The 19452-nt window shown below is 67.2% G+C and carries 18 protein-coding genes and 1 other RNA gene; 9 read left to right on the top strand and 10 right to left on the bottom strand.

The window, feature by feature from the left end; genetic code table 11:
- A complete protein-coding gene (locus ACSG06_RS16330) occupies window positions 1–1533 on the bottom strand; it encodes a hypothetical protein (RefSeq protein WP_440991334.1) in 1533 nt (510 codons plus the stop codon).
- 38 nt (window positions 1534–1571) lie between these two features.
- Window positions 1572–3134 carry a hypothetical protein gene (locus ACSG06_RS16335; protein WP_440991335.1) on the bottom strand — a complete coding sequence of 521 codons (1563 nt, stop codon included), beginning with the start codon at window positions 3132–3134 and terminating at the stop codon, window positions 1572–1574.
- 111 nt (window positions 3135–3245) lie between these two features.
- On the opposite strand from ACSG06_RS16335, the gene ACSG06_RS16340 reads away from it, so the two are divergent.
- Window positions 3246–4046: a CBS pair associated ParBc domain-containing protein gene (locus ACSG06_RS16340; protein WP_440991336.1), complete on the top strand. Its 801-nt coding sequence runs from the start codon at window positions 3246–3248 to the stop codon at window positions 4044–4046.
- Between the two features lies 1 nt (window position 4047).
- Here the strand turns inward: ACSG06_RS16340 and ACSG06_RS16345 are convergent, their stop codons facing one another.
- On the bottom strand, window positions 4048–5052 hold the full coding sequence (locus tag ACSG06_RS16345; RefSeq protein ID WP_440991337.1) for a DUF7351 domain-containing protein: 1005 nt from the start codon (window positions 5050–5052) through the stop codon (window positions 4048–4050).
- Window positions 5053–5162: 110 nt separating this feature from the next.
- Here ACSG06_RS16345 and ACSG06_RS16350 point away from each other — a divergent pair, with 110 nt between their 5' ends.
- From ACSG06_RS16350 to ACSG06_RS16375, 6 genes are all read left to right on the top strand, one after another.
- Complete coding sequence (locus ACSG06_RS16350; protein WP_440991338.1) at window positions 5163–6194, top strand: ABC transporter ATP-binding protein; 1032 nt, start codon at window positions 5163–5165, stop codon at window positions 6192–6194.
- The gene (locus ACSG06_RS16355) at window positions 6191–7003 is read left to right on the top strand and encodes an ABC transporter permease (RefSeq protein WP_440991339.1); all 813 of its coding nucleotides are present in this window, start codon (window positions 6191–6193) and stop codon (window positions 7001–7003) included. Before ACSG06_RS16350 ends, ACSG06_RS16355 begins: the two co-directional genes overlap by 4 nt.
- Window positions 7004–7049: 46 nt before the next feature.
- Window positions 7050–8132 carry a PAS domain-containing sensor histidine kinase gene (locus ACSG06_RS16360; RefSeq protein WP_440991340.1) on the top strand — a complete coding sequence of 361 codons (1083 nt, stop codon included), beginning with the start codon at window positions 7050–7052 and terminating at the stop codon, window positions 8130–8132.
- A 112-nt stretch (window positions 8133–8244) separates the two neighbouring features.
- Window positions 8245–8520, top strand: coding sequence for a ribonuclease P protein component 4 (locus ACSG06_RS16365; protein WP_440991341.1), 276 nt, complete (start codon window positions 8245–8247; stop codon window positions 8518–8520).
- A 99-nt stretch (window positions 8521–8619) separates the two neighbouring features.
- On the top strand, window positions 8620–8865 hold the full coding sequence (locus ACSG06_RS16370; protein WP_256299532.1) for a YhbY family RNA-binding protein: 246 nt from the start codon (window positions 8620–8622) through the stop codon (window positions 8863–8865).
- Complete coding sequence (locus tag ACSG06_RS16375) at window positions 8865–9770, top strand: mechanosensitive ion channel family protein (RefSeq protein ID WP_440991342.1); 906 nt, start codon at window positions 8865–8867, stop codon at window positions 9768–9770. The genes ACSG06_RS16370 and ACSG06_RS16375 overlap by 1 nt, the downstream gene beginning before the upstream one ends.
- 116 nt (window positions 9771–9886) lie before the next feature.
- Here ACSG06_RS16375 and ffs read toward each other — a convergent pair.
- An RNA gene (ffs, locus tag ACSG06_RS16380) (signal recognition particle sRNA) lies at window positions 9887–10197 on the bottom strand.
- 72 nt (window positions 10198–10269) lie between these two features.
- Window positions 10270–10695 (bottom strand): DUF7548 family protein, encoded by a 426-nt coding sequence (locus ACSG06_RS16385; protein ID WP_440991343.1) that lies wholly within the window; start codon window positions 10693–10695, stop codon window positions 10270–10272.
- Window positions 10696–10798: 103 nt separating this feature from the next.
- Between ACSG06_RS16385 and ACSG06_RS16390 the strand changes: the two genes are divergently transcribed.
- Window positions 10799–11191 carry a DUF5798 family protein gene (locus ACSG06_RS16390; RefSeq protein ID WP_440991344.1) on the top strand — a complete coding sequence of 131 codons (393 nt, stop codon included), beginning with the start codon at window positions 10799–10801 and terminating at the stop codon, window positions 11189–11191.
- Between the two features lie 36 nt (window positions 11192–11227).
- Window positions 11228–12208 carry a PLP-dependent cysteine synthase family protein gene (locus tag ACSG06_RS16395; protein WP_440991345.1) on the top strand — a complete coding sequence of 327 codons (981 nt, stop codon included), beginning with the start codon at window positions 11228–11230 and terminating at the stop codon, window positions 12206–12208.
- A gap of 23 nt (window positions 12209–12231) precedes the next feature.
- On the opposite strand, the gene ACSG06_RS16400 is transcribed toward ACSG06_RS16395, so the two are convergent.
- The 5 genes from ACSG06_RS16400 to ACSG06_RS16420 all read right to left on the bottom strand — a co-directional run bounded on the left by ACSG06_RS16400 (window position 12232) and on the right by ACSG06_RS16420 (window position 19387).
- Complete coding sequence (locus ACSG06_RS16400) at window positions 12232–12642, bottom strand: CoA-binding protein (RefSeq protein ID WP_440991346.1); 411 nt, start codon at window positions 12640–12642, stop codon at window positions 12232–12234.
- Between the two features lie 39 nt (window positions 12643–12681).
- Window positions 12682–13314, bottom strand: coding sequence for an RAD55 family ATPase (locus ACSG06_RS16405; RefSeq protein ID WP_440991347.1), 633 nt, complete (start codon window positions 13312–13314; stop codon window positions 12682–12684).
- Between the two features lie 141 nt (window positions 13315–13455).
- Window positions 13456–14313, bottom strand: a complete 858-nt coding sequence (locus ACSG06_RS16410) for a geranylgeranylglycerol-phosphate geranylgeranyltransferase (RefSeq protein WP_440991348.1) — start codon at window positions 14311–14313, stop codon at window positions 13456–13458.
- 46 nt (window positions 14314–14359) lie between these two features.
- A complete protein-coding gene (locus tag ACSG06_RS16415) occupies window positions 14360–18097 on the bottom strand; it encodes a vWA domain-containing protein (protein ID WP_440991349.1) in 3738 nt (1245 codons plus the stop codon).
- Window positions 18098–18394: 297 nt separating this feature from the next.
- Complete coding sequence (locus tag ACSG06_RS16420; protein ID WP_440991350.1) at window positions 18395–19387, bottom strand: glutathione S-transferase family protein; 993 nt, start codon at window positions 19385–19387, stop codon at window positions 18395–18397.
- Between the last annotated feature and the right edge of the window lie 65 nt (window positions 19388–19452).

Consider the following 19452-nt stretch of genomic DNA (forward strand, 5'->3'; position numbering starts at 1 on the left):
TCACGCGGACTGGGCGGACCGGCGGAGTCCCTCGCCGAGGACGAACATCGAGACGGCCGGGAGACCGAACATCACGGCGATGGGCACGGCAAGCGTGTCGAGTTCGTACGCGAGGACGAAGTACGAGAAGGGGGTACCGGGGACCATGAGCATCAGCTGGATGGTGGTGAAGGTGACCAGTGCCGCACCCGTGGTCGCGATTCCCGCCGCGGCCAGTGCCGGAGAGCGACTGTCCTCGTCCCGGACCCCGTACCGGTAGCGTCGCGCAACGACAGCCCCCGTGGCGAGGCCACCGAGGGTCCCGAACAGGGGCGCGACGAGGTGGACTCCGACGGGTGCGAGCAGCATGGGCACCGGCAGCAGCAACAGGAGCGTCGGCACCAGACCGAACGGGGCGAGGAGTCGCGGAAGGTGCCGCCAGCCAGCACGCCGAGAGCCGGCCACGGCAAGCCCGAGGCCGACGGTCGTCGCGACGACGAAGCCGACGAGGGCGGTGCCGGCGCCCATCCATAGCCCGTCAGCGATCACCGCGAGCGGTGGGCTGTCCGGCGATTCGGCACCGCTGGACAGTGAGAGGGTGCCGACGAGTCCGAACAGCAGGAAGGCCACGAGGGAACCACCTCCGAGCTGGACAGCCCGGCTCCAACGGACTGCACGCACGAGCGGCCGGCGGACCGGCGGGGTGCCGCCGTCGGCGACGGTCCCGGCACTCGACGGGTCGTGGCCAGGGTCTGGACGGAGGAACGCGAGCAACACGTCACGGTAGAGGCCCGCGGCGAGAACCGGGAGGACGAACAGCGAAGCACTCTGGACGAGTCGTGGGATCTGGTTCGACCGGAGCGATCGCCGCAGCAACATGGTGCTCCCCTCCGTGTAGAAGAGCCCCTCAGCGACGAAGAGCGCGCCCGGGAGCCAGAGGACGTAGAGCCAGCCCTCGAGGAGGAGGGTCCGAGCCGTCCGCTCGATGTCGCTGTGGAGGTACACGGACGTGAGACGAGCGAGACCCAGGCCGACCGGGAGTCCGAGTGCGACCGACGCCATCGTCAGCCGTTCGGCCGAGTCGACGGTGATGGCTCTCATGGGAGGTGCGAACGTCCCCGCCAGGAGACAGACCATCGCGATGCACGGGACGCCCCCGAGCATCGCCACCGCGAAGCCGACGCGGCGGTCCGCCGTGAGATAGCGCAGCAAGACGACCGGAACCGCCACGAGCAACACGACCCCCGCGGTCATCGTGAGCAACTGCAGCGTGGTCGGGGCCGTCTCGACGATGGGTTCGATGGTCCCCCACGGTGACCGGTCGCTCGGGGGACGGAACGAGCTGAGCGTGACGGCCTTCCAGAAGACCTCGGGGGCGCCGATGCTCTCGACAGCGTATGACCGGGCGAAGTCCGACAGCTCGAAGGGCAGCGCACGGGAGAGCGCGTCCGCGTCGACCAGGAGCGAGAGTGTCGCGGCGCACAGTACCCACGTGACGACCGCCGCGACGACCGCGACGATCACGTCGACGAACCGCCGGTCGATGTCCGACATAATGTCGCGGTGTAGTTGTTGGAAAATAACAGTTTTGGTTACCGCGTGTCCTGGGATGGGGACGTGCCATCGGTCGGTTCGTGACGGCGGACCCCCTCTCCGAGCAGGAACAGCGTGGTCGCGGGCACGGCGAGGACACCGACCCAGCTCCAGAGTCTGGACTCCAGGGTGACGTCGGTGGCTCCCATCCAGAGATCGGTGAGCCCGAGCCCCAGGACACTCAGTTCTCCGGCGGTGAAGACCACCAGAACTGCACCGCTGAGGGCTACTCCCGTCGACGCCAGCACGGCCCGCTCGTCCCGTCCCGCCATCGCCTCGCGTTCGAACCGTCGGGCGACGATGGGAGCCACCGCCAGGCCACCGACGACGCCGAAGAGGAGGTGTGCGACGATCCGGTCCGGTGACTCGAGGGAGACGACGCCGGCGATGAACAGCACCGCGAATGGGAGGTTCGCGACGGGGTCGAGTATCCGTGTGACGTGACGAGGGAGCGGCGTCTCGGTCGTGAGCAGGCCGAGTCCGACACCGACGGCTGCCGCGACCACGAACACGGTGGCGGCGGTGAGCGTGGTGGCGGCGAGCGCGTCGAACAGCTGATACGGCTGCACGGTCTGCCTGTTCACCCATCGCTCCGGGCGGCTGGTGAGCTGTGACCCGACGACTCCGACCACGAACAGCAGACCGAACAGGCCGAGCCCTGCCTGCGTGATGCGGCTGTTCCGGACTGCGGAGACCAGTGGCGACACGATAGAGGTGCTGCCGCCGTCCGCGGCGACGCCCCGGGTGGGAGCGGACGACGTGCTCCCCGGGAGGGTGACCGCGAGGACGACGTCTCGCAGGAACGCACAGCAGAGGACGACCGCGACCACCACCGAGGAGAGCTGCGTGAACAGCGGGAAGTCCCCTTGCATGAGCGCCTGGAACCAGACGTAGAAGAACCCGTTCACGCCGAAGACGAGTTCGACCAGTGCGATGGCACCGGGGACCCAGACGACGTACAGCCACCCGTCGAGCAGGACGTCGCGGACCGTCGTCCTGACAGCCGTCACGTCGTACCGGCTCACGATGTGGGCCAGCCCGAGCCCCAGCGGGAGCGCCAGCGTCGCACCGGGGACGACCATCTCCGGGTACGTCTCGGCGCGGATGTGGCTGCCGGGGTCCGACGCGACGTCGAACACGAAGAGACACCAGACGAACGTCGGGATGCCACCGAGGAGCCCGAGACCGGCGACGACTTTTCGGCCGATGTCCACCTGCGAGAGGACGACGAGGGGGCCAGCGATGAGGAGTGCGAGCACCAGCGCGACGGCCACGAGCTTGATCGTGCGACCGCCGAACTGTCCGACGACCTCCCAGCCGGACGTTCCATCGAAGAGCACCCAGGACTGCCGGTCACCGAACGTGAGGGTCTCGACGAACGTGCCCCAGTAGCCGGGGATCTCCGACCGGAGACTGTTTCTCATCGCCGCTGGCGCGTTGTTCCCCAGAATCGCGGTCGTCGCTCGGTCCCCCGAGAACAGCGCCATCGTCGCGGCGAAGGCGACCCACGACCACAGCGTGGTGAGGAACGCGACGACGATGCCGATTACCTTCTCGTACACTGCTGGTATAAACTTAGAAACTGGTCTGTGCAACATGAATGTTTTGAAAAATTGACGGGACTACCGTCGTGAGAACGCAGCTTTTTGCCCGCGGGACGGCTATCGGTGCCCATGGACGAGGAGCCGAGTGACCACGGGAAACCCCGGGTCAGGGACTACATGACCCAGGACGTGGTGACGGTGTCGCCGGACGCGACGGTCAGAGAGGTCGCCGAGCGGATCGACGAGAGCGACGAGCACAGCGGCTTTCCCGTCTGTGACCGTCGGCGCGTCGAGGGGTTCGTGAGTGCACGCGACCTGCTGCTCGCAGACGACGACGAGCCGATATTCAAGGTGATGACGACCGACCTCATCGTCGCCCACCCGGAGATGAAGGTGACCGACGCCGCCCGGGTTATCCTCCGGTCCGGCATCCAGAAGCTGCCGGTGGTCGACGATGCGGGGAACCTCGTCGGCATCATCTCGAACGCGGACGTCATCCGCAGTCAGATCGAGCGCGCGACCCCGGAGAAGGTCGGCAAGCTCCGCCGCACGCTGGAGAACATCCACGGCGTGACGCTGGACCAGGAGCGCCGTCGGGTCGAACTCGGCCGGCTCATCCCCACGCAGAAGAAGGTGTACGCCGACGAGCTTGAGGGGCGACGCTACGAGTTAGAGCGCGGGCTGGCCGAACCGCTGGTCGTCATCGACAACGGCGGGACGTTGCTGCTCGCCGACGGCCACCACCGCGTCATGGCGGCCGACCGTCTCGACATGACCGAGATGGACGCGTACGTCATCGTGGTGGACGAGCCGCTGGAGCTGGGCATGGCCGAGACGGCACGCAAGGAGGGGCTGGAGTCGCTGGAGGACGTACAGGTCGTGGACTACGCACGACACCCGCTGGTCGAGACGACGAAGCGGCTCCAGTGAATCAGTCGGTCGGGGTGAGCCGCTGGTCGACGACCTCGGTCTCCGCGTCGAGGGTGAGGACGAGCTGCTCCTCGGCGGCCGCGACGGCGGCCGTCACCTCGATGCGGACGGGGTCCTCGGAGACGACGGTGCCGTTCGAGCCGGTGGCGTGTGGCATGGCGAGGTAGTCGCCGTCCATCGAGACGCCGTGGTCGTGGTAGTACGCGACGACGGCGGGGTGGTGGGCCACGCAGATCGACACGGGGAGCCAGAACCGCATCCCGCAGTCGTCGCAGCTGCACTCCGCGAGGACGGCGTCCGCCTCGGGGTCGTACTCGGGCACGGAGTCGGCGCCGGCGGTGGCCGCCTCGGCCGCCTCGCCGACGATGGTTCGGAGGTACGCGTCGCTCGGCACGGCAGGTGCAGTCACCGTACTCCGGCCCCAGCAGTGCGGGCAGCCGCCGGCGCGGACCCGCTGGACCTGGTCGCGGATACGGGCGTTCGCGAGCGCCACGACCGCCGGCATCTCCCGGCCCCTGACCGCGGCCGGCGGCAGGGTGGTCGTCAGTATCCGGCCGTGCTCGGGACAGCGGACCCTGAGGTAGCCGTGTTCGTAGACGGCGTCGAGGGAGTCGTCGCAGACGGGACAGCTGCGGTCGAGTTCGGTCCGGCGTTCGACGTCGTCGGCGGTCTGGTCGAACGTCCCCGCCCGGAGCGCCCCGGCGAGTTCGAAGCCGGCGTTCGTGAGGACGTACTCGTCGCCGAACTGGTTCACGAACGAGCCACGGAGCTGGTCGAGGTGGTAGTTGAACTGCCCCGTATCGCGGACGCCCACGGCCTCGCGGAGCTCCGAGAAGCGGAGGCCCTGGGGGAGCCACGACTCCCGGCGCTGTTCGGCCAGTGCCTCGATGGTCGCGAGCCTGATCTCGTGGCCGAGGAGCTCGAAGGCGTCGGCCGGAGGCGTGGGCTCGTCGGGCGGGACGGGTCGGTCGCCGGGACCGGACTCGTCGCCGTCTCCTGTTCCCATACTCGTTCGCCGTGACGCGGGCTCCAAAGAGTTTCGACCAAGAAGGTAATATATCTTACAGAAACGCCGTTCTGAAAACCGTTAATGGCCGGGTTCCACAACGAAGGGTCATGAACACGAACGCGTCCCTCGACGGACGGCTGGAGGCGACGGCCGACCCCGACGCGTCAGAATCCAGACCGGCCATCGCGGTCGAGGGGCTGACGAAGGTGTACGGCGACGGAGAGGACGCCATCCGGGCCGTCGACGACGTCGACCTCACCATCGAGCGCGGCACGACGGTCGGTGTCCTCGGTCCGAACGGCGCGGGGAAGACGACGACCATCAAGTCGCTGCTCGGACTCGTCCTGCCCGACGCGGGCAGCAGCGAGATCGCCGGCGTCGACGCCCACCAGAACCCCCGCAAGGTGTACCGCCACGTCGGCGCGATGCTCGAGGGTGCCCGGAACGTCTACTGGAAGCTCACCGTGCGAGAGAACCTCGAGTTCTTCGCAGCCCTCGGTGGCCAGTCCGTCTCCGGGGCACGGGACCGCCACGACCGGCTCCTCGAGGCCTTCGACCTCGCCGGGAAGGCCGACGACCCGGTGAACGACCTCTCGCGGGGGCAGAAGCAGAAGGTGTCGCTGGCGTGCACCCTCGCCCGTGGGACTGACGTGGTGTTCCTCGACGAACCGACGCTCGGACTCGACGTAGAGGCGTCGCTCGAGCTCCGTCGGGAGCTCCGACGGCTGGCCGACGAGGAGGACATCACCATCGTCCTCTCCAGCCACGACATGGACGTCGTCGAGGACATCTGCGACCGCGTCGTCATCCTCTCGGAGGGGTCGGTCATCGCGGACGACCCGGTCGACGACCTCGTGCAGGTGTTCGAGACGCAGGCCTACCGGGTCACCGTCGAGGGACCGGTCACCGAGGCGACGCGCAGCCGCCTCGACCGCGAGTTCGACGCCGGTGACTGGACCGAGACCGGCGATCGGACCGGGTTCGACGTCATCCTCACCGACGGGGACGCCCTCTACGACGTGCTGGACGTGCTCCGCGACGCCGACCTCGGCCTCGTCGACATCGACGGGCACGACCCCGACCTGGAGACGGTCTTCCTCGAGGTCACGGGGCGGGCGAACGGGGGTGACGACGCGTGAGCACGGTCGGCGAGGCGGCCACCGTCGACACCGGGCTCCGGGGCTACCTCGGATTCCTCCGTCAGTCCGCCCGGAAGCGACTCGTGTTGCTGTGGCGCTACCCGGTCAACACGCTCTCGATGCTCGGGACCATCTTCCTCGTGTTCCTCGTGCTGTTCTTCGGCGGGCAGGCGCTCGCACCGGCGGCGATGGAGGACACGACCGGCGGGCTCGTCGTCGGCTACCTGCTCTGGAGCCTGTCGATATCGGCGTACTCCGGGCTCGCCTGGAACGTGACCAGGGAGGCGCAGTGGGGGACGCTCGAACAGCTGTTCATGTCGCCGTTCGGCTTCGGTCGGGTGATGCTCGGGAAGACGCTCACGAACCTCGCCGAGTCGTTCCTGTGGGGAGCGGCCACGCTCGCGTTCATGCTGCTGGTCACCGGGCAGTCGCTCGCACTCGACCCGCTGACGGTGCTCCCGCTCGGCGCCCTCGCAATCCTCCCGGCGGTCGGCGTCGGCTTCGTCTTCGGCGGGCTGGCCATCCGGTTCAAGCGCATCGAGAACGCCTTCCAGCTGGTCCAGTTCGTGTTCATCGGGCTCATCTCCGCCCCGGTCGCCGAGTATCCGGTCCTGAAGTGGCTCCCGCTGGCGCAGGGCAGCTACCTCCTCCGACGCGCGATGGAGGACGGCATCGCTCTCTGGGACCTGCCCGCCGACGAACTGGGAGTGCTCGTCCTCACCGCCGCGCTCTACCTCGGGCTCGGCTTCGCCGCGTTCACCTACTGCCAGCGGTGGGCACGGCGCGAGGGCGTGATGGGCCACTACTGACTCACCGAGCCGACAGTTCTTACATCGGGTGTGTCCTACGGTGTGTATGACCGATTCGGTGGACCACCCCGTCCTCGAGGGACCACACGACGCCCTGCAGGACGCGGTCTACGTCTTCGACGCCGACCGGGTCCTGATCGACGCGAACGCGCGTGTGGGCGAGGTGAGTGGACGCCCGCGTGACGAACTGCTGGGGTGGAAGCTGGCCGACTTCCAGTCTGAGTACGTGGCGCCCGAGGACCGCGAGCGACTGGCCGCCACCTTCGAGCGCATCGAGGGGCCGGCGTCGACCGAGGAGCGCCAGACGTTCGACCTCATCGACAGCGAGGGCCGACGCGTACCGGTCGACGCCCGGTTCGTCCGCTACGAGGGCAAGACGGTGGCCGTCCTCCGGAACCTCACCGAACAGAAGGAACGCGAGCGGCGCCTCACCGAGCTCTCCGAGGAGCTCGACGTGCTCAACCGGGTGCTCCGCCACGACATCAGGAACGACATGAACGTGGTCCTCGGCTGGGCCGAGGAGCTGGAGCCACACGTCGCACCCGAGGGGCGCGAATCCTACGAGAACATCGTCGACGCCGTCCAGCACACCGTCGAGCTGACGAAGGAGGTCCGCGACCTGGCCGAGGCGATCACGCGCGGCGAGGAGTTCCCGACGCGACCGACCCGTCTCGACGACGTGCTCCGCGAACAGTTCGCCAAGAACCGGAAGAAGTTCGAGCACGCGACGTTCGAGGTCGACGGCGACCTCCCGCCCGTCACGGTCTGCGGGAACGAGATGCTCTCCTCGGTGTTCGACAACCTCCTGAGCAACGCCGTCATCCACCACGACCGCGACAGCCCGACGGTGACGCTGCACGTCGAGCACGACGGCGATGCCGCCGTCGTCTCGGTCGCCGACGACGGCCCCGGTATCCCGGACACTCGCAAGGAGACCGTCTTCGGTCGCGGCGAACACGGCATCGACAGTCCCGGCACCGGCATCGGTCTCTACCTCGTCGACAGCCTCGTCGACGGCTACGGTGGGTCGGTCACCATCGCGGACAACGAGCCCCGCGGGTCCGTCTTCGTCGTCACGCTGCCGCTGGCCGACGACGAGGCCGACGCGCGCAACTCTCCCGAATGGTGAGCCTAAGGCGACGAGCAACGGTCGAGGCCGCACGCACGGCGTGTTGCTCGTCCCGACGCACGGCCAGACAACGGTAGCCCTTTGCCGACCCACAGACAACGTCGCAGTACCGATGAGCGTCGCGGCGGAGCGGATCGAACGACTCGACCGGCTTGCCCGGGAAGCGACCAGAGCGGGCGACGCGGAGAGGGGCCGGTACTACGTCCGGCTGGCGAGACGCATCGCCGAGCGGAACCGGCTGTCGCTCCCGCGCCGGTTCAAGCGGTTCACCTGCGACGCCTGCGACGCCTACCTCGTACCGGGGGCGAACGCGCGGGTGCGGCTGCAGGACGGGCACGTGGTCGTCACCTGCGACTGTGGGGCCCAGGCCCGGTACCCGTACGAGTAGGTGAGCCCCGGAGACGGCCGCGAGCGGCGGCACTGTAGCGGTTCTCACGGCCGTTTGGAACAACATTCAAACCGCTGGACTGCAAAGCCGGAGCCACGAATGAGCAGAGAGGACCTTCGAAAGCAGGCGCACGACCTCGACGTGACGGTCTGGGTCGGCAAGAGCGGAATCGAGTCGGTGACAGCGGAGCTCGAGGACCAGCTGAAATCGAGCGAACTGGTGAAGGCGAAGTTCCTGCGGGCGGCCCGCGGCGGCACCTCGACGGAGGAACTCGCCGAAGAGCTCGCCGAGCTGGTCGACGCCGAGCTCATCGAGACCCGGGGGAACACCGCAGTCTACCACTGATGTTCGGTGAGATCGTGCTCCAGAGTGGGCGACCGGATGGAATCGGCGGCCTACTGTGGGACGTCGGCATCCGCGGTGGCTTCGCGGTGCTGCTGGCCCAGGTCGTCCGGTTCTTCATCGCACTGGTCGGGGTGTACGTCTTCGGCCGGATCGTCGTCGTTCCGCTGGCGAACCGCGTGATGGACCGCCGGGGGCTGGACCGGCACGCGAAGCTGCCCATCCGGAAGCTCGTCCACTTCGTCGTCGTCTTCGCTGCGGTCGCGGTCGCGTTCGGGTTCGCGGGCTTCGGTGACTTCCTGACCGCGCTGGCGACCATCGGCGCGGCGGCGACGCTGGCCATCGGGTTCGCGATGCAGGACATCATCGCGAACTTCGTCTCCGGCGTCTTCATCTTCACCGACAAGCCGTTCCGCATCGGCGACTGGATCGAGTGGAACGGCAACTCGGGCATCGTCGAGGACATCAGTCTCCGCGTGACCCGCGTCCGCACCTTCGACAACGAGCTGCTGACGGTGCCGAACTCCCAGCTGACGAGCAACGTCGTCAAGAACCCGGTCGCGAAGGACACGCTACGGCTCCAGTTCCTGTTCGGGATCGGCTACGACGACGACATCGACCAGGCGACCGACATCATCCTCGAGGAGGCGGCGAACCACGACGGCATCCTCGCGGACCCGGAGCCGTCGGTCCGGCTGACCGAGCTCGGGGACTCCTCGGTCGGGCTCAAGTCGCGCATCTGGATCGAGAACCCCTCGCGCGCGGACTTCGTGAAGACCCGCGGCGAGTACGTCCAGGCCGTCAAGGAGCGGTTCGACGAGGAGGGCATCGACATCCCCTACCCGAACCGCACCGTCGGCGGCGCGCTGGAGGTCGAACAGCTCGCGAACGTGCCGGCCGACGACTGAGCGGCACACCCGTTTTCACGTCTCCGAGGCCGCGAGCCGACGGCTCGGCGGTCGGACGACGTTCCAACAGCTGGCACGGGAGCGCCTCGGCTGGTCGTGTGAGAATGCGATATGAATGGTGGACCCCGCGATTGCCCGGCGTTCACGACCGGGGAATCCCGGTGGCCTTCTCCACCCCGCGACCCATCGAGCGACGGGTGTCCGACGGTGGGCTGCTCACTTCCGTGCCTGACCCTGTGCCGCCGACCAACGTCGGGCGAGCGCCCCTGCGGGCACCACCCGACGACCGCCGTCCCCGACGGACGAGGCTTCCACGTTGGCTCCCGGGGCCCGGCCGCGTCTGACCGGACGCCCACGGGCTTCGGTCCCCGCTAAAGACCATACCGCGGGTTTCGAGCAGGGCCTAACTGCCCGACCTAGTCCACTCCACCGTAGCCGCTTGCCTCTTAAGGTCTTTTCGACTCGGAAACCGACCGGCGGCGGCGGGGTCGCCGGGACCTCAGGGACGCAGGACGCCGATGACGTCCGCGTACCACACGCTCGCGGCGGTGAAGACGACGCCGAGGGCGAGGACGACCCAGCGGTGGTACGCGAGCCACGTCTCCGTCCCGATGCTCTGGACGACGCTCTCCTCGAGCGCGGTGGCCCACAGCAGCGTCAGCAGCGTCGCGGTGAGCCCGATGACGAGCGCCACGCCGGCGGCGAGGTCCGGCTCCGTTCGTGCCTCGCGCCCGGCCGCGAGGACGATGATGCCGACGAGCGCGAACAGCGTCAGGTACGTCGGCGCGACCAGCCCGTAGCCGTAGTACGTCTCCAGTGCGGCCACACCGGAGGCGGAGAGCGCGACGTACGGGGCGAACACGGCGATGACGAACCCGATTCCGGCGGCGATGCCGACCGTCGGTGGCGTCCGGACGTCTACCATGTCGGTGGCTCCGAGTGCGGCCCGCATAAGCCCGACGAAGGGCGAGCCGTCCCACCGGAACGGAGGCGGAACGCACAACACCCCGGAGTGCGCATGGCCGGGTATGGGACTGGGTTCGAAGGCGAAGGCGCTACAGACCCTCGCCGACCGCGCGGAGCAGCTCTACGCACAGCTGATGGACGTCCGGGAGCGGCTCGCCCGCATCGAGGACGACATCGACGACTCGAGCGACCGCGTCGTCAGGATCGAACAGGAGCTCGAGGAGCAACGGGTCATCCTCGACGCGCTCGCCGAGGACGCCGGGCTCGACGTCGACCGGCGCATCGCGGAGGCGTCCATCACGGACGCCGAGAGCGGGGAGGACGAGGCCGACGAGACCACCGTCTCGGAGGCCGGCTCGGACGGTGCTGACGCGACGACCGGGGACGCGGAATCGGCCGACGGAGACGGGGATTCTGCGGACGGATCTGTCGACGCGACGACGGGCGACGAGTAACAACACCTATCGGGCGGCGGCAACTATTGCCGACCGATGACGACGCACGAACGGCCACTGGGGTCGGTGCTCGACACCGTCGGCCGGACACCGCTTGTTGCTGTGCAGGCCGCACCCGACGAGGTGTCGGTATATGCGAAGCTGGAATCGTTCAACCCCGGCGCGAGCGTGAAGGACCGCATCGGGAAGTACATGCTGGAGGCGATGCTCGACCGCGGCGAGCTCGAACCCGGGGGTACCGTCATCGAGCCCACCGCCGGGAACACGGGCATCGGCTTCGCGCTGGCGGCGAGCCAGCTCGACGTCGACGCCGTGTTCGTCGTGCCCGAACGCTTCTCGGTCGAGAAACAGCAGCTCATGCGCGCCCTCGGCGCCGAGGTCATCAACACCCCGACCGAGGACGGCATGGAGCGCGCCATCGACCGGGCCTACGAGCTCGCCGACGAGCTGGACGACGCGGTCGTCCCACAGCAGTTCGGCAACCCGCTGAACGTCGAGGCCCACTACGAGACGACCGCCCCCGAGATCTACGACGCGCTCGACGGCAGGGTCGGCGCCATCGTCGCCGGCTGTGGCACCGCTGGCACCCTGATGGGGATCGCGAAGTACGGGCGCGAGCAGGACGCCGACACCTACGTCGCCGCCGTCGAACCCGAGGGCTCGCTGTACAGCGAGTTCACGGGAGCCCACCCGGAGGAGGGCGAGTACAAGATCGAGGGCATCGGCACCCACGACACCGACACGAACGAGCTGTTCGACCCGTCGCTCGTCGACGACGTCGTCCAGGTCGCCGACCGCGCGGCACACGACGAGGTGAGCCGGCTGGCCAGCGAGGAGGGCCAGCTGGTCGCCTCGTCCGCAGCCGCCGCGAGCGTCGCTGCCCGGGGCGTCGCAGACCGCATCGCGAGCGGCGAGATCGACGCCCCGCACGACACCGTCGTCACCGTGTTCCCGGACTCATCCGAGCGCTACCTCTCGAAGGGCATCTACCGCTCCTTCGCGGAGTGGGACGGGTAGCGGCGCGACGAACAGACTCTCGACTACCCGCGAAGCCGGCTGTGCTCGACCTTGATGCACTTGTTCTGGACGACGAGCAGGCCCGCCGCCTCCGCCCGTGCGGCCGCCTCGTCGTCGGCGATTCCGAGCTGTAGCCAGAGCGCCTGTACGTCGTCGCGTTCGAGTACCTCGTCGACGATGCCGGCGACCTCCTCCGACGGACGGAACACGTCGACGATGTCCACCTCCCTGTCGACCTCCGCGAGTGAGTCGAACGCCCGCTCGCCGAGCACCTCGTCCGCGAACGGGTTGACGGGGACGATGTCGTAGCCCATCGTCTGCATGTACTTCGGTACGTCGTGGGCGGCCTTCCCCGGCGTGGTCGAGCATCCGACGACGGCGATGGTGTCGAGGTCGAAGATGTGTTCGAGCTCCGCGTCGGTCTGAATCGGCATGCGCCGCTAGATGGTCGCCAGCGCGAAAAGCGTATCTCGTCACCTGCTCGGGATGCCCGCGGTGTGGAGGGTCGGCTGCTCGCCCTCGCCCTCCTCGACCTCGATGACCGCGTCGAACAGCTGCTTCAGCGTGTTCATCGTCTGGTCGTCGTGGGCCGTGGAGTCGATGACGTAGACGCCCAGCGCGTCCGCCGACTGGACGCGGCCGGTGAACACGTGGAGGAACCGGAACACGGTCTGCAGGTCTGAGTACATCAGTAGCGTCGAGACCGAGTGGAGCATGATGCGGTTCTTTCGGTGACCACGCACCTCGTAGAACTCCTCGAGGAACTCGGAGAGCTTGATACCGATGCCCGTCATGTCGACGGGCGACGACGCGTACTTGATACGGGCGTCGTCCTTCACGTTCCCGACGCCGCGTTGCTTCGTCACGCAGTCGACGACACCGATGTCCGCCGCGTCGATGTCCTCGACCCGGCTCGCGTACTCCTCGAGTATCTTCTCTGCGCTGTCCTTCGTCGTCACTACGATAGAACCCTCGCCCTGCCCGGAGCCACTGGCGAGTATGTCGAGTGCGATCCGTCGTTTCCCCGTCAGCGGTGGTCCCGCAATCAGCAGGTTCGTCCCCGGGTCCAGTTCCGCATCCGGTAGAACGTCAGCAAGGTCATACATGGCGTGCCCTCGTCACCTGAAACCGGCACCGCGGTCTGTTGTACGCGCTACCCATTCCCTCGTCTGATAGAACGATACGGCATCCAGCTTATAGTGTTTTTGATTATCCTACTCTCGACAGGAACGGTTATTTCCATGACGTCAGCCGAATGCAACTACGGCACGGCCGACGATGAATGCACCGGCCGCGAGGAACATCCCGTACTTCAGGCGGGACTGGCTCGCTGTCGGGTCAGAGAAGCCCTCGTACGCTGCGTAGGCCATGACCGCGTCCGCTGGGAGGACGGCGACCAGATAGACCACACCGAACGTCCCCGTGAAGTACGGGACCGGGCTCGCGAGCACGGCGACCGCGAGCGCACCGGCGGCGACCAGGAGGGACCGGTGCTCCCCGATGGCGACCGGGAGCGTCGTGAGCCCCTCCTCGCGGTCGCCGTCGATGTCCTCGACGTCCTTGATGATCTCTCGGCTGACCGTCGAGAGCGCCGCCAGTGCGAACAGCGTGGCCGACGTCTCGGCGTTCCCCACCGCCGCACCACCGAACAGGAACGTGCTACCGCCGAGGTACGCCACGAGCAGGTTGCCGAGCCCGGGCGTCCCCTTGAAGAACGTGGTGTAGAGGACCAGCGAGACGAGGTTGAAGACCGCGATACCGATGGCGAGAACGGGCAGGAACAGCGCGGCGACCGCCGCCCCGACGAACAGTACGGCACTCCAGAGGAGGGCGCCACGTGGCGTGACCGCACCACGTGGGATCGCACGGTCGGGGTCGTTGATCCGGTCGATCTCCCGGTCGAAGTAGTCGTTGATGGCGTTCCCGGCGGCGGCGGCCAGTACGGTGGCCGTGACGGCCGCGACGGCGTTCGTCATCGGTCCGGGGTCGAACACGTTTGCACCGACCGCGACGAACGCGCCGATGAACGTCAACACACCGGCGACCAGCGCGTTGACCGGCCGGGTCAGCTCGAGCAGTCCGGCCAGCCGCTCCCTCGTCGTCATACGCTCCACTCCCGAGGGGGTGGACAAAAAACACGTGATTGTCGGCTCAGGCCGCAGGGCGGGCGCGAGCGTCGGCGGCGAGCGCCATCGACGGGGCGGTTCCCGCGTCACTTCCGACGCCCGCCGCGCCGGTCGTCACCGCGTCGGCGATGTCGGCCGGGAGGGCGACGATGCTGGCGGACTCGTTCCCGATCTCGACGGTGCTCTCGTCGATGTCGATTACGTAGCTGTTGTCTTCCTCGCCGGAGTAGCTGTCGTCGTTCGAGTCGCCGGCGTCGTTGGTGGTGTTCGACGTGTTCACGTCGTAGGTGACGCTGGTGTCGAACGCCTCGAAGTGCATGACGACGTAGTCGGTGTCGCCGCCCGAGCTGTTCGTCCGGACCACGATGACGGCGTCGTTCTGACCGATGTCGAACGTATCGGTGCCGTTGTCGATGAGCGTCTCACCGACGTCGTTCTCGTACTCGTAGATGACCTGCCGGAAGCTCTGGTCCTTGAACCAGCCCCCGCTGAACTCCGAGTTCGTGGGCACGGACTCGCCGTCGACGAATATCTCGTGGTCGGTGCTGGAGCCGTTGTCGACGTCGTCGAAGGTCCCGGTGGTCCCGTCACAGGTGACCTCCTCGTAGGTCTCGCCGTCGTGGGAGACCGTGTTGAACGTCGAGGTGTTCTGGCAGGACCGGGTGGTGACCTCGGCCGACAGCAGCGTTCCGACGTACTCCTCCAGCTCGTCGTCGGTCGCACCCTGCAGTCCGGCGATGTCGATGGTCGTGCTCGGGCGCGAGCTGTCCGTCGGCGTGTTCGCGTTCAGGCTGATCGGGTAGTTCGTCCCGCCGACGTTCACGTCGACCGTCGTGTTCTTGTACTCGATGACGTTGAACTCCTGCTCGGTCGTCTCGCCGGCGATCTGGTCGAAGATGTCGACCAGCTCGGTGTAGTCCGCGGCCTGGTACATCGAGCCGTTGGTGTGCTCGTTGTTCGTCTCGGAGATGTCCTCGAGCAGCCCCTCGTCGGCGCCGTCGCCGAGCGCGACCGAGTAGATGGTCACGTTCCTGTTGTGCGCGTAAGCCGCGGCGTTGCGGACCTCGTCGTCCGGTCCCGTCGACCCCTCGTCGTCGGAGTCGACGTTGTGCTGGCCGTCGGTCAGCAGCACGATGACCCGATCGTCGTCCGTGCTGAGGTTGAACCGGTCCGTCGCGTCACGGATAGTCTCGGCGATGTTCGTGTTCCCGGACGAGTCGACGAGTGCGACGCTGCTGTTCGCGTTGTCGAACTCGTCCCCGTGGTCGCGGATGTCGTGTTCCCTGTTGGGGTTGGCGTCGAACAGGTAGACACCGACCTGATCGAGGGAGCTGTTGAGCGAACCGATGAACGCCTGGGTCGCGTCGACCCGCTCGTCGTTCGGGTCGTTCCCGCTTCTGTAGACGTCCGCCCTGTCGACGTTGTTCGGGGTGAACGTCTCGCCCTCGTCGAACCGGTCAGTGCCGCCGGTGTTGTACTCGACGCTCCAGTAGTTCCCGTCCTGCACCGTCACCTGGGTGATCTTGTAGCGGTACCCACGGTAGAGAGGCTCCCACTGGCCGCCGGAGACGGTGTAGGGCGACCCGCGGTCCGGGTTGATGCGCCAGGTCTGTCCCTCGGGGATCCAGTAGTACTGACTCCTGTGGACCGTGGTCCACTGGCCGGGGTCGTAGTAGGTACGGATCCGCTGGTCCCCCATCGACCCGGAGTCGTCGATCGCGAACTGGACGTCGAGCGGGAGACGCTCGCCGACGGTCCGGGTGCGCGTGGTCTCGTCGGCGACCATCGAGCCGACGATGGTCAGGCGGGCCTGCGATTGGTTCACGACGAGTGCGTTCAGCGAATCGTCCTCGGAGACGCTCAGACAGCCGTTGACCCCCTCGTGGTTCTGGTCACCGTCCGGACAGTCGTCGTAGGAGTTCGGCACGTCGTCCTGGTCGCTGTCGGGGACAGTGTTGTTGCTGTCGGAGCTGTCCGGAACGCCGTCGCCGTCGGAGTCGAGGCTGCCGGTCCGGACGCGGTTGTCGAAGTGGACCTGCGACCCCATCTCGACGATGGCCTCGCCGGTGACGATGGCGCCGTACACCTCGGAGTGGTCGGAGTTCACGCCGACCCAGTTGGACTCGAGTCTCGTGTGGTCGGAGCCGGGGGCGTAGATGACACCGGTGTAGCTCGAGCCCGGCGTGAGCGCGATCTCGGCACCGTCGTGTGCGAACGTCCAGAGGCGGTTGGACTCGTTCGTCGGGCTGGTGCTGGTCCCGTACACCTTGACGTCGTCGTCGATGGTCACGTCGCCCATCACGAACAGTCTGACCTGCCCGTCGCCGCGGACCTCGATGCGGTCGTCCACGGAGACGTCGCCGTCGATGGCGACGACGATGTCGCCCCCGGTGGTGTCGAACGTCAACGCCTCACCGCCGTCGACGCCGAAGTCCTGGGTGTAGTAGACGCCCGTCTCGACGGTGCCGCCCTGACGGACGCTGTCGGTGAAAGTACCGTTGAAGACGGCGGTCCGGTTGTTGTGGTTCGTCTGGTTCGCGGAGTCGATGGCGTAGATGATGTCGGCGTTCGGACCGGGAGTGGTGCTCGGGTCGAACGAGAACCCGTCCGCGAACGCCCCGGTGACCTCGTACTGCATCGGGTTCGAGGGCGTCGTGTTCGTCCCGTTGTACGAGACGCTGCCGTCGATGAGCGTCGGGTCGGCGGCGTTGCCCTCGATGGTGATGTCGCCGTCGACGGCGATGTCACCCATGATCTCGGCGCTCTGGCGGACGACCATCGACCCGTTGTTCACCACCGTCGCGTTCGATCCGTTCTGGACGCTGTGTGGTGCGACCGAGGAGTCGTAGCTGTCGACGCGCGTCGGCTGGGTCACGGCGGACGGGGAGTCCTCGAAGAGCATCTGGGTGCTTCCGGTCCCCCACACCGCTGCCTGGACCTCCGCGTCGTCCATCCGGAACTCCGACGGCGTGATATCCTGACCGAGGGGGACGCGGTACCGCACCGACTGGTTGGCGTGGTAGACGGCCTTGGTCATCACGGAGTTCCCGAACTCGTCGTCGAGGTACCGCTCCCACGCCTCGTAGTAGGGGTTGTTCTCGACGGTGATGGTGATGATCCGAACGCGGTCGATGGTCCCGTTCCGCGATGCCGGGAGGCAGAGCTGCTGTTCGAGACTGGGACCGGAGGGGTTCTCGACCTGCCGTGCGGTCACCTCACCCGAGGACGACTGCAGGTCGCCGCGGACGTTGACGACCGGGAAGTCGAGGCTCCTGACGGTCTGGTTGTCGATCTCCTCGGTGTGGTAGGTCAGGTCCGGCGGCGAGACGATGCTCACCCCGTCACCGCTGTCGCGCCAGACTCCACCGGCCTGGTAGGCGACGGACTGTCCCCGGTCGTTCCGGTAGACGATGGAGCCCAGCTCCATCTGGGCTGTACACGACGCCTCCCCGTTCAACCGGAACGTCAGGTTCCCGTACTGCTCGATCTGGACGTTGTTCGAATCACGTCCGCTGAGGTCGAACGCCGCGACGTCGTCGCTGTCCTGGTAGGAGAGCGTCTGGAGCCGTACGCTCGCCTCCTGCAGCGACATCTCGGCGTTGTTGAGCTCGTTCTGCTGCTGGACCTCCTCCGTCGCAGACATACTCGCCACGAGGATGAGGCCGGCGCCAATCATCACCATCCCGAAAAGAAGCACCAGTCCGACGATTGCAGAGGCTGCACGACGCTCCGACGGGCCGAAACTGGGGGATATCGAGAACATAGGTGGCACCAGTGAATTGACTGATAACAACGTCGCGCGCTGTATAAGTGTATCGGGCGAATCATTTATATTATTGCCCGATTCGGGGCAGTTGTTTTCACATTATTTAGCATGAAAGGCGCATCAGTGACGGACGTTCGGAAAATGGCGGCCACAAGCTATTAATACAAATTTAGGCTTCCTTCGAGAACCATCGGCGATGAACTTACGACGTGTACGCTAATCCAATCCAGCTTCCGTCGAAACCAGACGTCGTCCTGAATCTACATGACTGCGTCCGTATGATTTCGGGGCGGGTCACTCGCGGAGTGCTGCCGGTGGACCACCCGGCAGATCGCCCCTGTGGTGGGGTGCGTCGAACGACGGGTCGGGACCGACCGGGACGTGGCGCTTCGGGTTGAGGTCGGTGTGCGTCGTGTAGTAGTGCTCCTTGATGTGGTCCATGTTCACCGTCTCCGCGACGCCGGGGAGCTGGTACAGCTCCCGGGTGTGCCCCCAGAGGTTCTCGAAGTCGGTGACCCGCGCGACGTTGCACTTGAAGTGCGTGTGGTACACCTCGTCGAACCGCACCAGCGTCGTGAACAGGCAGACGTCCGCGAGCGTGAGCTGCTCCCCGAGCAGGTACCGCTGGTCGGCGAGCACGTCGTCCCAGTGTGCGAGAGCGTCGAACAGCTCCACGACGGCGTCCTCGTGGGCCGCCTGTGCATCTGCGAACCCGGCCCGGTAGACGCCGTTGTTGATGGGGTCGTAGATGTCGTCGATGACCCGGTCGACCTCCTCGCGTCGGTCCTCCGGGTAGAGGTCGACGTCGTGTCGCCCGTACTCGCCGAAGGCGTCTGCGAGCATCTTGAGTATCTCCTCGGACTCGTTGTTCACGATGGTCTCCGTCTCGCGGTCCCAGAGCACCGGAACCGTGACCCGGCCGGTGAACGACGGGTCTGCGGCCGTGTACACCTCGTGGAGGTGGTCGGCGCCGGTGACGGTGTCGACGGTACAGCCGTCCTTCGTGGGGGTGAACTGCCAGCCGTGCGCCTCGCGGTACGGGTCGACGACGTCCATGCTGACGACGTCCTCCAGCCCGAGCAGTCGGCGCGCGACGACCACCCGATGGGCCCACGGACACGCCCGTGACTGGTAGAGGTGGTAGCGCCCCGCCTCGGGGCGGAACGTCGCACCGGGCTCGTCACGGATCCAGTCACGGAACGCGGTCTCCTGGCGGTCGAACTCGCCGTCCTCGTTCGTGCTCTCGTAGGCGTCGGTGCGCCACTCGCCGTCGACGAGCATGTGCATGGGCCGGGGGTAGGAAACGGCCGGGGAAAACGGCGTTGCCTCCGTGTCTATCCTACCGCTTTCTC

Origin of the sequence: Haloarchaeobius baliensis, from assembly GCF_052060055.1 — an archaeon.
Lineage (GTDB): Archaea > Halobacteriota > Halobacteria > Halobacteriales > Natrialbaceae > Haloarchaeobius > Haloarchaeobius baliensis.